The organism is Bradyrhizobium canariense (assembly GCF_019402665.1).
Lineage (GTDB): Bacteria > Pseudomonadota > Alphaproteobacteria > Rhizobiales > Xanthobacteraceae > Bradyrhizobium > Bradyrhizobium canariense.
Genome location: NZ_VSST01000087.1, coordinates 1 through 11,953 on the forward strand (window position 1 = coordinate 1; position 11,953 = coordinate 11,953).

14 protein-coding genes, 1 tRNA gene and 1 pseudogene are annotated in these 11,953 nt (G+C 64.3%); 5 read left to right on the top strand and 11 right to left on the bottom strand.

The window, feature by feature from the left end:
• The 3 genes and pseudogenes from FXB41_RS36655 to FXB41_RS36665 all read right to left on the bottom strand — a co-directional run.
• Positions 1 to 586, bottom strand: a pseudogene (locus FXB41_RS36655) (alpha/beta hydrolase family protein); the annotation flags it as partial.
• A gap of 287 nt (positions 587 to 873) precedes the next feature.
• On the bottom strand, positions 874 to 1,845 hold the full coding sequence (locus tag FXB41_RS36660) for an SDR family NAD(P)-dependent oxidoreductase (RefSeq protein ID WP_219685256.1): 972 nt from the start codon (positions 1,843 to 1,845) through the stop codon (positions 874 to 876).
• Positions 1,846 to 1,991: 146 nt separating this feature from the next.
• Positions 1,992 to 2,900: a dihydrodipicolinate synthase family protein gene (locus tag FXB41_RS36665; protein ID WP_219685267.1), complete on the bottom strand. Its 909-nt coding sequence runs from the start codon at positions 2,898 to 2,900 to the stop codon at positions 1,992 to 1,994.
• A gap of 323 nt (positions 2,901 to 3,223) precedes the next feature.
• Here FXB41_RS36665 and FXB41_RS36670 point away from each other — a divergent pair, with 323 nt between their 5' ends.
• From FXB41_RS36670 to FXB41_RS36680, 3 genes are all read left to right on the top strand, one after another.
• Entirely contained in the window at positions 3,224 to 3,463 is a 240-nt protein-coding gene (locus tag FXB41_RS36670; RefSeq protein ID WP_007603449.1) for a hypothetical protein, read from the top strand.
• A gap of 172 nt (positions 3,464 to 3,635) precedes the next feature.
• Positions 3,636 to 3,782 carry a hypothetical protein gene (locus FXB41_RS36675; RefSeq protein WP_219685257.1) on the top strand — a complete coding sequence of 49 codons (147 nt, stop codon included), beginning with the start codon at positions 3,636 to 3,638 and terminating at the stop codon, positions 3,780 to 3,782.
• A gap of 52 nt (positions 3,783 to 3,834) precedes the next feature.
• Positions 3,835 to 4,698 carry a tetratricopeptide repeat protein gene (locus FXB41_RS36680; protein ID WP_376707537.1) on the top strand — a complete coding sequence of 288 codons (864 nt, stop codon included), beginning with the start codon at positions 3,835 to 3,837 and terminating at the stop codon, positions 4,696 to 4,698.
• Between the two features lie 6 nt (positions 4,699 to 4,704).
• Here FXB41_RS36680 and FXB41_RS36685 read toward each other — a convergent pair whose 3' ends face one another.
• The 8 genes from FXB41_RS36685 to FXB41_RS36720 all read right to left on the bottom strand — a co-directional run bounded on the left by FXB41_RS36685 (position 4,705) and on the right by FXB41_RS36720 (position 10,238).
• Positions 4,705 to 5,397 carry a hypothetical protein gene (locus FXB41_RS36685; protein ID WP_007603447.1) on the bottom strand — a complete coding sequence of 231 codons (693 nt, stop codon included), beginning with the start codon at positions 5,395 to 5,397 and terminating at the stop codon, positions 4,705 to 4,707.
• A gap of 123 nt (positions 5,398 to 5,520) precedes the next feature.
• Positions 5,521 to 5,598: transfer RNA gene (locus FXB41_RS36690), tRNA-Pro, on the bottom strand.
• A gap of 110 nt (positions 5,599 to 5,708) precedes the next feature.
• Positions 5,709 to 6,287, bottom strand: coding sequence for a MerR family transcriptional regulator (locus FXB41_RS36695; RefSeq protein WP_219685258.1), 579 nt, complete (start codon positions 6,285 to 6,287; stop codon positions 5,709 to 5,711).
• A 27-nt stretch (positions 6,288 to 6,314) separates the two neighbouring features.
• Positions 6,315 to 6,656 (bottom strand): integration host factor subunit alpha, encoded by a 342-nt coding sequence (locus tag FXB41_RS36700; RefSeq protein WP_018456841.1) that lies wholly within the window; start codon positions 6,654 to 6,656, stop codon positions 6,315 to 6,317.
• Between the two features lie 133 nt (positions 6,657 to 6,789).
• Positions 6,790 to 7,770 (bottom strand): beta-ketoacyl-ACP synthase III, encoded by a 981-nt coding sequence (locus tag FXB41_RS36705; RefSeq protein ID WP_219685259.1) that lies wholly within the window; start codon positions 7,768 to 7,770, stop codon positions 6,790 to 6,792.
• Positions 7,767 to 8,828, bottom strand: coding sequence for a phosphate acyltransferase PlsX (gene plsX, locus FXB41_RS36710; RefSeq protein WP_219685260.1), 1,062 nt, complete (start codon positions 8,826 to 8,828; stop codon positions 7,767 to 7,769). Before plsX ends, FXB41_RS36705 begins: the two co-directional genes overlap by 4 nt.
• Positions 8,829 to 9,126: 298 nt before the next feature.
• The gene (locus tag FXB41_RS36715; RefSeq protein WP_219685261.1) at positions 9,127 to 9,690 is read right to left on the bottom strand and encodes a YceD family protein; all 564 of its coding nucleotides are present in this window, start codon (positions 9,688 to 9,690) and stop codon (positions 9,127 to 9,129) included.
• Positions 9,687 to 10,238, bottom strand: a complete 552-nt coding sequence (locus FXB41_RS36720; RefSeq protein ID WP_007603440.1) for a ubiquinol-cytochrome C chaperone family protein — start codon at positions 10,236 to 10,238, stop codon at positions 9,687 to 9,689. Before FXB41_RS36720 ends, FXB41_RS36715 begins: the two co-directional genes overlap by 4 nt.
• Before the next feature lie 98 nt (positions 10,239 to 10,336).
• On the opposite strand from FXB41_RS36720, the gene FXB41_RS36725 reads away from it, so the two are divergent.
• Both FXB41_RS36725 and FXB41_RS36730 read left to right on the top strand, forming a co-directional pair.
• Positions 10,337 to 10,822: an outer membrane protein assembly factor BamE gene (locus FXB41_RS36725; RefSeq protein ID WP_007603438.1), complete on the top strand. Its 486-nt coding sequence runs from the start codon at positions 10,337 to 10,339 to the stop codon at positions 10,820 to 10,822.
• Positions 10,823 to 10,908: 86 nt separating this feature from the next.
• Positions 10,909 to 11,910 carry a Bug family tripartite tricarboxylate transporter substrate binding protein gene (locus FXB41_RS36730; RefSeq protein WP_219685262.1) on the top strand — a complete coding sequence of 334 codons (1,002 nt, stop codon included), beginning with the start codon at positions 10,909 to 10,911 and terminating at the stop codon, positions 11,908 to 11,910.
• Positions 11,911 to 11,953: the final 43 nt, after the last annotated feature.

The following is an 11,953-nucleotide window of genomic DNA, read 5'->3' on the forward strand; positions in this document are numbered from 1 at the left end:
GGTCGCCGAGCAGGTCCAGCGCCAGCAGCGAGAAGCCGCGCTCGCGCGCATGCGGCACGAGCTTGAACAGAAATTCCTCCTTGCGGTGGCCGGGCTCGCCGATGCAGATCACGGTCGGGGCTCGCACGCGTCCCGACGGCGCGGGCAGGAAATAGCCCTGCAACGAATGTCCGTCGAGCCAAGGGATCGTCACGACCTCCCCGGCAGGCTCGCGCGCGACGAGGAAGCGGCGGGCGCAATCCTGCATCGCGAGGACCGCGACCCAGCGGCGCTCGTCCGCCTGATCGAGCGGCATTGCGGCCGCGCTGTAGTAATTCATGGCGCGGAGCCAGTTGCGCTGCGCAGTCGCCCTGTGACCTTCCGCGAACGCGGCCTCGGCACGAAGTCGATTGGCTTGCGCCAGATTCTTCCACTCACGATGCCAGGACTGGTCTTCGCCCCGCTTCAGCCGCCGCGCGATCATCAGGCATTCCGCGATCGTGGCGCCGCCCTCCTGGGCCGCGGTGAGGAGCCGCGTGAACTCAGCGGAGATGTCCTCTCGCTCCGGGCAAAGGATCCAGTCGTCGGAGAGGCATGCGGGTATCATCGGGAGCTACGCTCTGGTCATCGCCTTACAGATGACTGACTAAACTATTTTGGTTCCCTGACCAAGCTGCCGTGCGCCGAATGAGAGCCGTTCGAGATCACCATCGCTTGAACGCAGGGACGTCTCGCATGCGTGACATTCCAATTCGTCATGAGTGACTGAACACTGGCAGGAAGAATGGCGGCGAACTGGCAAGAGAACTGGCAAGAGGTGGCACGCGAAATTGCCTGCGCGCCTCTTGCCATGATGCTCATCATACCTATATCCGCGCCCGCTCGGCGGCCGCCTCAGCCGAGCCGCCAGCCGACCTCCTGCGTAAAACTTTCGTAGAACGCGCGGTCGTAGGCCTGCTCCGGCGTGGCGCGCACGCGCTGGTCGAGGCGCTTTGCGTCCTCGCCCACGAGAATGCGCCATTGCTCCGCCTTGACCCCGTCGAGGATGATCCTGGCGGCCTGCGCCGCCGTCGTCGGCGCATCCTCGAGGAAGCTGCGGGCGCGCTCGGTAAACACCGCCTGGATGTCCTCGTCCGACATCTTGTCGGCATCCGGCACGCCGGCGGCGACCATGCGCTTGCGGGTCAGCGCGACCTCGTCGGGGTTGAGCCGCTCCGAGCCATCGGCGCTTTGCACCTTGCGCGAATTGGAGACGATCGAGGTGCCGATATGGCCGGGCATCACCACCGAGCATTTGACGTGCGGCGCATGCAGGCGGAGGTCGTTAATCAGCGCTTCGGTAAATCCCTTCACGGCGAACTTTGCCGAACTGTAGGCGGTGTGGGACTGGTTCATCCCGATCGAGGCCCAGAAGCCGTTGACGCTCGCTGTGTTGACGATATGGGCCTCGTCGGCTGCGACCAGCATCGGCAGGAAGGTGCGGACGCCGAGATAGACCCCGCCCCAGCAGATGTTGAAGGTGCGCTCCCACTGCTCGCGCGTGTTGGTGAACAGGCTGCCGCCGCCGCAGATGCCGGCGTTGTTGAACAGAAGATGGATCCGGTCGGTCTTCTGCTGTTCGGTAAGCTCGTCGCGGAATCGCTTGAGATGATCCTCGATCGAGACGTCGGCGACATGGGTCGTGACGCGCAGGCCCTGCGGCAGCTGCTCGACCTCGCACAGCCGCTTGGTCTCGGCCATTGCGGCTTCCGAGACGTCGCACATCGCGACGTTGCAGCCCTCGGCGACGAGCTGCCGCGCGAGCTCGCGTCCCATTCCCGTGCCGCCGCCGGTGATCACGGCGATCTTTCCTGCAAAATCCTTCATGGGACTTTCGGCCCCTCCCCTTGTCGGTATGTTTCTTCACAGCTCGCGCCGCGCGCATCGGAGTGCGCGCAAAATGTAGCAGCGCCGCATCCGCAGGTAAAAGCGGATCGGCGCTGCCATGCTCATCAGTTATTTCGGGGCGTGGACTATTCGGCCGCCTCGACGCGCCGCCCGTTCAACGCACCGAGCCCGTCCAGCGCCTTGCGGATCGCCGCCTGCTGCGCGCTTGAGGCTTCCGGCATCGGCGCGCGCGGATAGGTCATGGGCAGGCCCTGCAGCGTCTGCGCATAGCGCGTGCAGGCCGGCAGATTGTCGGCGATGACAGCGTTCCACAGCGTCAGCAGCTTCTTGTGCAGGTCGAGCGCGCGCGGATGGTCGCCGGCCTTCACCGCATCCCACAGCGCGACGGAGGCATGCGGCGCCGCGGTCAGGATCGCGGCGATCGAGCCATGGGCCCCCAATGTGTAGGACGGATACATCAGGGCATCGACCGCGCTGTAGATCAGCTTGTCGGGGGCCATCATCATGAGGTCCGCGAACAGCTTCAGGTCTCCCGCGCTCTGCTTGACGCCGACCACCAGCGGCACCTCGGTCATGATCCGCGTCAGCAGCGCCGGCGACAGATACGACCACGGCACCACATTGTAGATGATGATGGGCATGCCGGTCTCATCAGCCATGGCGCGGAAATGCGCCACCATCGCCTCGTCGTCCGGCTTGAACAGATAATGCACCGGCGTGACCTGGAGCGCGGCGACATTCATGTCGCGCACCAGCTTGCCGCGCCGGATCGCATCGCGCGTCGAGTCGACAATGATCCCGGCGATCACGGGAATGCGTCCCTTCACCGCCGCAACCGTCGCTTGCATCAGGTCGCGATATTCCTCGTGATCGAGCGTGTGCCCCTCGCCGGTCGAGCCGCCGGCCGCGACGCCATGCGCGCCGGCGCCGATCATCCAGTCGACCTGGTGCGCCACCAAAGTGTAGTCGATCTCGCCATCCTTGCGGAACGGCGTCGTCATCGGCGGGATCACGCCGGTCGGTCGTGCCTTCATGGTCTGCCCTCGCGTTTCCATGTCCCGTGTGGCGGCCCAGCTCTTTTGGCGGGTGGCCACGGTGCTTCCGAGCCTACCGGCTGCGCGCGGCCTGTGAAGCGCCACCGGCGCGGCGCTGCCCCGACATCGCTGCGACTCACCCCTGCCGGTTCCCCGTATTTGCCCGGCTTCGGTTTATGGGCAATTTTTTTACAATCCGAATCGTCAAATGGAGTCCGGACGCTGGGTCGAATCGGCCAGGCCAGCGTGTTGTTTGCGTCACAGGCTCTGGCACTCCGCTTGCATCCTCTTCGTGGTCAGAAACTACCAATGAGGTGACTGGAATGTTCGTGACCGTCGTTGCCGTGCTCTGCCGGCTAAGCGCAGCCAGCTCAGGCAGTTGCATCGAGGAAATCGTGACCGACAGCAACATGACGCCCGAGATGTCGATGATGCAGTGTGCGATCGGCGCACAGGCCCCATTGGCGAAATGGATGGGCGAACATCCGATCTACCACGCCAACTGGCGGCTCGATCGCTACAAATGCGTGCCAGGTCGCTACGAGATCAAGGGCCACGCCTAAGGTCCCGCAAAACTACTGATACTAAGACGACGGACCAAGACTAAAAACGAGGAAACGCCCCGGAGGCCGACTGGTCTTTCCGTGCGGGCACCGACAGCGCCAGACCCCATTGCGGCGGCGCGTTTTGTGACAACGATCACACCTTCCTCTTAAGCCACCGCACGCAGAATGATTGTACGCGCGCGTCACCCCTGCGGCGTCGCGACTGGTCGCGGATCAGATGCAGATGCAGATGGTGTGGCATATTGAGGTGACGGCCGAGCGAGAAAAAAGGAGTGAGGCCTTCGCCGAGAACGCGCCAATCCGCGAAGGCGAATAGCGGTTGCCCGACGCCGGGGCCGAGGCCATACTTGGCACCTCGATTGTCGTCGATTGCGAGCCCGGTGTCGAAGCGCCCTGTTCTTCCCCCCAGCCGCGCACCTCATCAAACCGATTTGCGCGAGCGCGCCACGCTCGCGCTGCGAATGCAGAATTTCGCCGAGGCGGAGCGGCTTGCAGCCGAAGCCTTGAGGACGAGCCGGAACGATATCGTCGCGACATGGGTTCTCGGCCGCGCCTTGCTCGCTCAGAACCGCGCAGCGGAGGCCATCCTGCCCTTGGACAAGGCGGCGCGCCGCACGAGCGATCCGGGCATTGAAACTCTGCTTGGCGCGGCCTTGGGCGAATCCGGACGTCGCACGGAAGCCGTCGAACAACTGCGCCGGACCGCGGCGCGTCGCCCACCTTTCCTGCCGGCGTTCCAGGAACTCGCCGGCCAGCTTGCCAAGGATCGGCGCCTCGATGAGGCCATCGCGGTGATCGGCACCGCTCTCGCGCTCGCGCCGGAAAGCATCGACCTACAACTGGATCTTGCGCGCCTGCATCTCGAGCGCAATACGCGCGGTGAGGCGCGCGCGATTCTCGTCAAGGCCAACGAGGCCGCGCCCGGGCGTCCCGATATCTCGACCCTACTTGCACGCGTGCTGCGCCAGGATGGTGATTATGCCACGGCCGCAGAAATGTACCGGCTCGCGCTGGCGCTGCGCCCTGACGATGCCATGGCACGAGCCAACCTCGCAGCCTGCCTGTTCGAGTTGGGTCAGCGCGAAGAGGGCGAGGCGAGCCTTCGTTCGGCGGTACGCGGCCGGCCCCGGATGCTGGCACAAGCCGCCTACACGCTCGTCCATTCATCGCGCGGCCGCTTCTTCTTCCGCCCGAGCGCGCTCAAGAAGTTTCTGCAAAATGACATCCCGTGATGCGGCTCACGCACGGAACTGCCGTCGATAAGTGCCAGGCTCCTGCGCGACCGACTTCGTTACCTCGAACACCCGCCGCATCTCCTCTGCAGTCAGTGGCGCGGTCTGAGCGACCCAGGTTTCCCGCTTCACCGCCATGCATTGCGCGATCGGTGTCCCCTTCTGCAGCACGCCGTTGAAATTCACGTCGTGCCAATGCACCGGGAAATGGATCCAGCTGTCACGATATCGATCGCAATCGACGAGGCCAGTCAGCGTAGTGAAGGGCAAATCAAACCGATTGATCGGATGCATGAACAGAACCGAATAGCCTTCCGGCGCTTCGATCAGCCATGGGTTACGAAACTTGATGAGAAGCCGGTCCGGCTCGAACAACGGCGATCCCGTGACCTGACTGGAGTCGTGAAATCCAACGGGAGAGCGCGGGAAATCAAGCTCACCACCGGCTGGCAGGTCATTGTCCCAGGAAATTTCCCCATTCTCAAACCTGACATCGCACATCAATGGGATCAGGAAGCCGCTCGTCATGGCGTCGACGACCGGAGGGCATCGCTTGACCGTATCCTCCTCGCGCTGATTGATCGCGTTGAAGGCCTGCGTCGGCATCGCCTTCAGCCAGGCAGGCAGGCCTAAACTCGCAGGGACCGGCGGCGGCAATTTGTCTTCAAGACCCGGCGGACAGCGGAACTTGAGGGTCATCGGCTCGTCGGGCACTTCTGATGCTCTCATTGTCGCCGGGCGAGCCCTAGGCCTGATCGCGAACAGACAATGCATCCGTTGCGATGCTTTTCGCGCGTGTGCTCAGCCAAGCCTACGAACAATTGGTCGGAGCGAGAGGATTTGAACCTCCGACCCCTAGTCTCCCAGACTAGTGCGCTAACCGGGCTGCGCCACGCTCCGAACGTCGTTCCATTAGCTAGGATCGCCGGTTTGCGCAAGGCGAGGTCACACCATTTTGCTGCCTCTGCCGAAAGGCACCGGAACTGGCCCAAAGCCGAGGGTGTCCGGCGTCAGGCGTCCTTGAGCGCCTGATCCAGCATTTCGCGGCAGGCGATCAGCTCGGCGAGCACCCGTCCGAGGCGCTCCCGGTCGATGGCGCTGGGGCCTGCGGGCGCCGCGGGGGTGCCGCCTTTGCGGAAGGTGGTGAGGATTTCCTCGTCGTCGGTCTCGGAGAAGCGGAAGTCAATGCCCTCCTCCTCCTCGCCCTGGTAGTCGTCATCGTCGCTGTCGCGGGCGCCGCGGACGCCGGTCTCCTCCTCGGGCTCCATCAGGCTCGCGCCGACGGCGTCCTCGATGGCCCCGAACGAGACCGCGGCCGCACCGTCGGCGAGGCCCTGCACCGATTTGACGCCGTGTTCTTTCAGGATCCGCTGCACCCCGCGGATGGTGTAGCCCTCGCCGTAGAGCAGACGGCGGATGCCCTTGAGCAGGTCGACGTCGTCGGGGCGGTAATAGCGGCGGCCGCCGCTGCGCTTCATCGGCTTGATCTGGGAGAAACGCGTCTCCCAGAACCGCAGCACGTGCTGCGGAATGTCGAGTTCCTGCGCTACTTCGCTGATGGTTCGGAACGCATCCGGCGCCTTGTCCAAATGCCAAATCCTTATCCGGAAGGCGGATTACGCCTCGGGTTGCGCCTTGCTGGCGTCGCCATTGGTGCGGTGCTGGGCGTTGATCCGCTGCTTCAGGATCGCCGACGGCTTGAACACCATGACCCGGCGGGGCGAGATCGGCACCTCGGTGCCGGTCTTGGGGTTGCGACCGATGCGCTGACCCTTCTTGCGGACCATGAAGGAGCCGAACGAGGACAGCTTCACCGTCTCGCCTTTCTCAAGGCAATCGGTGATCTCCTTCAGCACGAGTTCCACGAAGGCGGACGATTCCGTGCGCGACAGCCCTACCTTCTGGTAGACGGCTTCGCACAGATCGACACGCGTTACGGTTTTACTTTGATCGGTCATCGCCCTGCCCCACATCACGGCGAACAATTGTTGTCTGAAATTATGAGCTTACGATACGGCGGTCAACAGCCCTCATCAATGCAGGCGCATCGATAATCCGATCTGATTCGGGCAAAATTTTATCGACTGTGGCTTACCAGCGCACCAGCGCGGAGCCCCAGGTGAAGCCGCCGCCCATGGCTTCCAGCAGAACCAGGTCGCCGCGCTTGATGCGGCCGTCCTTGCGCGCCACCGACAGCGCCAGCGGGATCGAAGCCGCCGAGGTGTTGCCGTGAAGGTCCACCGTCAGCACCACCTTCTCCGGCGCGATATGAAGCTTATGCGCTGACGCGTCGATGATTCGCTTGTTGGCCTGGTGCGGCACGAACCAGTCGATGCTGTCGGCATTGAGCCCGGTCGCCTCGAAGGCGTCGACGATCACGTCGGTGATCATGCCCACCGCGTGCTTGAAGACCTCGCGGCCCTCCATGCGCAGATGGCCGACAGTCTGGGTCGAGGACGGGCCGCCGTCGACGAACAGCTTGGCCTTGTGGCGACCGTCGGAGCGCAGATGCGTCGTCACGATCCCGCGGTCGGTGGCGGCATTGCCCGGCTGCTCCTGCGCCTCCAGCACTACCGCGCCGGCGCCGTCGCCGAACAGCACGCAGGTACCGCGATCGGTCCAGTCGAGGATGCGCGAGAAGGTTTCCGCTCCGATCACCAGCGCGCGCTTGAAGGCGCCCGTGCGCAAAAAATTATCGGCGGTGGCGAGCCCGAACACGAAGCCCGAGCACACCGCCTGAAGGTCGAAGGCCGCGCCGTGGTTGATGCCGAGCCCGTGCTGCACGGCGACCGCGCTGGCGGGGAAAGTGTTGTCAGGCGTCGAGGTCGCGAGCACGATCAGGTCGATCGACTGCGCGTCCACGCCGGCATCGGCGAGCGCGGCCTGCGCCGCCTTCAGCGCCAGATGCGAGGTGAACTCGCCCTCGGCCGCGATATGCCTCTCGCGAATGCCGGTGCGTTGCACGATCCACTCGTCGGACGTGTCAATGCGCGCCGCCAGTTGGGCGTTGGTCACCACCTGCTCCGGCAGATAGGAGCCGCAGCCCAGCACGACCGAACGAATTTGAGTCACGAAACATCCTCCGGCGCGGGCTGCACGAAATTGAGCGCACCACCTTCGCGGTTGAGCATCTGATTGATCTTGTTGAGGAGATCGAATTTGACCATCTCATAGCCAACATCAATCGCATAGGCAAAGCCTTCGGCAGCGATTCCGCCATGGCTCTTGACCACGATCCCGTTCAATCCCAGCAACACGCCGCCGTTGGATTTGTTCGGATCCATCTTGTTGCGCAGGGCCTGGAAGGCGTTGCGCGCAAAGAGATAGCCGAGCTTTGACAGCCAGTTCCGCTTCATCTCGTCCCTGAGCAATTCCGCCATCTGCCGTGCGGTTCCCTCCGCAGCCTTCAGCGCGATGTTGCCGCTGTAGCCCTCGGTGACGATGACGTCCGCCACCCCCTTGCCGATGCCGTCACCCTCGACGAAGCCGAGATAGTCGAGCTCAGGCAGGTTCCTGGCGCGCAAGATTTCGCCGGCCTCGCGGATCTCCTCGTGCCCCTTGATCTCCTCCACCCCGATATTGAGCAGGCCGACCGTGGGTCGTTTCTTGTTGAACAACACGCTGGCCATCGCCGCGCCCATGATGGCGAGCGACACCAGATGGTGGGTATCGCCGCCGATGCTGGCGCCGAGGTCGAGGACCACGGAATCGCCGCGCCTGGTCGGCCACATGCCGGCGATGGCCGGACGGTCGACGCCGGGCAGCGTGCGCAGGTGGAAGCGCGACATCGCCATCAGCGCGCCGGTATTCCCGGCCGAGACCGCAACATCCGCCTCGCCCTTTTTCACCGCATCGATGGCAAGCCACATGGAGGAAGTCCGGCGGCCGCGCCGCAGCGCCTGGCTCGGCTTGTCCGACCCGCTGACCGCGACATCGGTGTGGATGATCTTCGACGCCGCCTTCAGCGCGGGGTGGCGCTCGAGCTCGGGCTCGATCTTGGCGCGGTCCCCGATCAGCAGGAATTCGATCTCGCGATGCCTATCAAGCGAGATGGCGGCGCCTGGAATGACCACGGCGGCGCCGGCGTCGCCCCCCATGGCGTCAAGCGCGATGCGAACCTTGCTTGGCATAAAAGTCCTGGAAACCTGGTCTGGTGCGGTCTTGAACGAGCGGGGCCGCAAATGGGTCCGCCACGAACATGGCGGTCGGTCAAGCGCCACGCTGCACCCCGACCGGGGCGCGACAATAGCGTTTTGTTATCCCGAAACAACCTCTTGCCCCCAGCCTTTTGGATTCGGGAGCATCGGGCCGCGGACGGACTAATTCACAAGAAACGCATCAAAATCAAACAGATAATTCGACCTTTCAAACCACCATCGCAAACACCTCGCGCCCCGTAGCAAAGCGGTCCTCTGGGGGAGACGGCACCTATTGGTCTTTCTTCTTGTCCTGGAGTGCCTTCAGGACCGCAAAGGGATGGTCCTCCGGATCGGGGGCGATGATTTCGGGCTCAAACACCACCCCCGGTTTCCGCGGATAGGGATCGACCGCCAGAAACAGGGCGTCGGTGGCGAGCCGGCCGAGGTCGATGATGCCATTGACGATCGCCTCCGGGGGGTCGGCGACCTGCTCCTGATCGTCCTGCCCCTCCTCCATCAGGTCGGCCAGGCGGCGGACCTCGGCCTCGGGGGCAAATATCAGGTCCACCTCCTCGTCGATCTCGCTCTCCATCGGGTCAAGCGTGACCACACAGGTCTGGCCGATCCGAGCACGAACGTGGCCCGTAACCTGGATCCGGTTGCCGCTTTTCGGCACGACATCGAAGTCGGCCTGGACCGAGACAACCTCGCGCAAGCCTGCCGTCTCGGCCATGGCCTGCCGCTCGGCGGCCGAGGCCTCGAGCTTGCGATGCAGGCCGGTATCCGGGATCTGGGCAACGATGACGGGCACCCGCCAGGGATCGGGCCCGGATGCTGGTATCGGTCGGGTCATGGCGTGACATCCTCAGGAAGCGCTGGAGGAAACTTGAAGGACGCACCCAGCAGTGCGGCCTCGCCGGTCCGGCCGAGCTCGGCCTCGGCAGCCCTGGCATAGGCCGCGAGCCGCTGCGCCTGGTCCATGCCGGCCCCATTCAAGATATTCTTGCAGATCGCCGATGCCAGCGCCTCGCCGCCGCTTTCCATGGCCTGATCGTAGGCCTGGACCCGGCCGTAAAATGCCTCGCCGAAGGCCCGCATCCGCTTCGGCACGGTCTGGTCGCCTATCCCCATCTCGCGCAGATTGTCGTCCATGTCCTCGCAGAAGCGGTCGAACAGCGCCTGCGACAGCTCGGTGGCGCCCTGAACCGTGCGCAGACGGCGCAGCAACAGCCAGAGGTGCAGCAGCAACAGATCGAAACGCCCGTTAACGCTATCCGGCACGCCCAAGTCTCGGTAAAATATGGGTTCTCGCGCCTGCGTCACGATCATGCCATAGATGGCTTCAATGGTGCCCGGCGAGGCTAGGCGGGGTTTCCTGAAGTGATTGAACGGCCAAAGCATTGTGGTTTCCGCAAGCGGGCGCGCGCGTGTTGCATTCAGAGCCTCCGCCCGGTACTTCAGCGCCTCGCGCGACGCAAGGGGACGGAATCAGTTCCGCTATGACGATAACGAACCAGACCAGCCTGCGTGCAGACAAGCGGCGCGGCCTTCAAGCACGTTGGCGCGGCTTGCGCCTGTTCGCGGCCGCGGCCCTGGTGGGCGCTGCCCTTGCGGGCTGCACCGGCGAGCAGTTCCAGAAGGGTTACATCCTGCCGCCCAACGCGCTGGAGCAGATCCCGATCGGCGCGAGCCAGGATCAGGTGCTGATCGTGATGGGCACCCCCTCCACCGTCGCAACCCTCGACGGCGAGGTGTTCTATTACATCTCGCAGCGCTCCGAGCGCATGGTCGCCTTCATGAACCAGAAGGTGGTCGATCAGCGCGTCATCGCGGTCTATTTCGACAAGAACCGGCGCGTGCGCCGGCTTGCGAATTACGGCCTGCAGGACGGCAAGATCTTCGACTTCGTCAGCCGCACCACGCCGACGTCGGGCCAGGAGATGAGCTACCTTACGCCGATCTTCAAACTGCTCAGTTTTAACTGAGCCTTCAGCCTGCGGCCTCGTGCGGCTTGCCGTTGCGCGTCCGGTTCCATACGCTCCCCGCAAAACAAGACCCAGGGAGTGGATTCGTGCCCAATCAATTGCTGTCCCGCCGTCGCGTGCTCACCGGTGCTGCCGCCATCTCGGCCGCAGCAATCCTGCCGCGATCGAGCCTGGCGGACTGGAAGCCCACCGAAAACGTCCGCCTCGTCGTGCCGGCTGCCGCCGGCGGTTCGACCGACGTGATGGGTCGGCTTCTGGCGGCGCATCTGCAGACCGCCTGGGGCCAATCGGCCGTGGTGGAAAACCGCTCCGGCGGCGGCGGGACGATCGGCACGGCCGAGGTGGTCCGCGCCAAGCCGGACGGCCACACCATCCTGATCGGCAATCCCGGCCCGAACGCGATCGCCTACAGCATCTTCAAGAACCTCACTTACAAGCCGGACCAGCTCCAGCCGGTCTCCAACATGATCCGGATCCCGAACATCGTCTCGGCGCATCCCAAGACCGGCATCAAGTCGATCGCCGAGCTGGTCGCCTATCTCAAGGCCAATCCGGACAAGCTCAGCTACGCCTCCTCCGGCGTCGGCCAGAGCCCTCATCTCACCGGCGCCTGGTTCCTGCAGCTCACCGGCCTGAAGATGACGCACATCCCGTTCCGCGGCGCCGGTCCCGCGCTCCAGGCGGCGCTCGCCGGCGACATCCAGATCCTGTTCGACAATCTCTATCCGAGCCTGCCGCAGGTGCAGAACGGCACCCTCACCGGCCTCTGCGTCACCACGACCGAGCGCAGCGACCTGGCGCCGAACCTGCCGACCATGCGCGAGAGCGCGCCGGAGCTTGCGGCTTTCGACGTCTCGTCGTGGTTCTCGGTGTTCCTGCCGAAAGGTGTGCAGCCTGCCGTTGTCGAAGCGCTCAACCTTCAAGTAAAGGCGATGCTCGAGCGCGACGACATCAAGAAGAACATCGTCGCCATGGGCGCCCGCGCCGACTACGGCACGCCCGACCAGTTTGCCGCCTTCGTGGACGCCGAGACGAAGAAGTTCGCCGGCATCATCCAGAAGGAAGGGCTGCAGATGGACGTGCAGTAGCCTTCGCATCCGCGGACGCGGCCCAACATGCATCGCCGGGCCG

Coding starts and splice junctions, on each gene's coding strand:
- FXB41_RS36660 (WP_219685256.1), bottom strand. CDS start 1,845: ATGAAGGATTTTGCAGGAAAGATCGCCGTGATCACCGGCGGCGGCACG.
- FXB41_RS36665 (WP_219685267.1), bottom strand. CDS start 2,900: ATGAAGGCACGACCGACCGGCGTGATCCCGCCGATGACGACGCCGTTC.
- FXB41_RS36670 (WP_007603449.1), top strand. CDS start 3,224: ATGTTCGTGACCGTCGTTGCCGTGCTCTGCCGGCTAAGCGCAGCCAGC.
- FXB41_RS36685 (WP_007603447.1), bottom strand. CDS start 5,397: ATGACCCTCAAGTTCCGCTGTCCGCCGGGTCTTGAAGACAAATTGCCG.
- FXB41_RS36700 (WP_018456841.1), bottom strand. CDS start 6,656: ATGACCGATCAAAGTAAAACCGTAACGCGTGTCGATCTGTGCGAAGCC.
- plsX (WP_219685260.1), bottom strand. CDS start 8,828: ATGCCAAGCAAGGTTCGCATCGCGCTTGACGCCATGGGGGGCGACGCC.
- FXB41_RS36715 (WP_219685261.1), bottom strand. CDS start 9,690: ATGACCCGACCGATACCAGCATCCGGGCCCGATCCCTGGCGGGTGCCC.
- FXB41_RS36720 (WP_007603440.1), bottom strand. CDS start 10,238: ATGCTTTGGCCGTTCAATCACTTCAGGAAACCCCGCCTAGCCTCGCCG.
- FXB41_RS36725 (WP_007603438.1), top strand. CDS start 10,337: ATGACGATAACGAACCAGACCAGCCTGCGTGCAGACAAGCGGCGCGGC.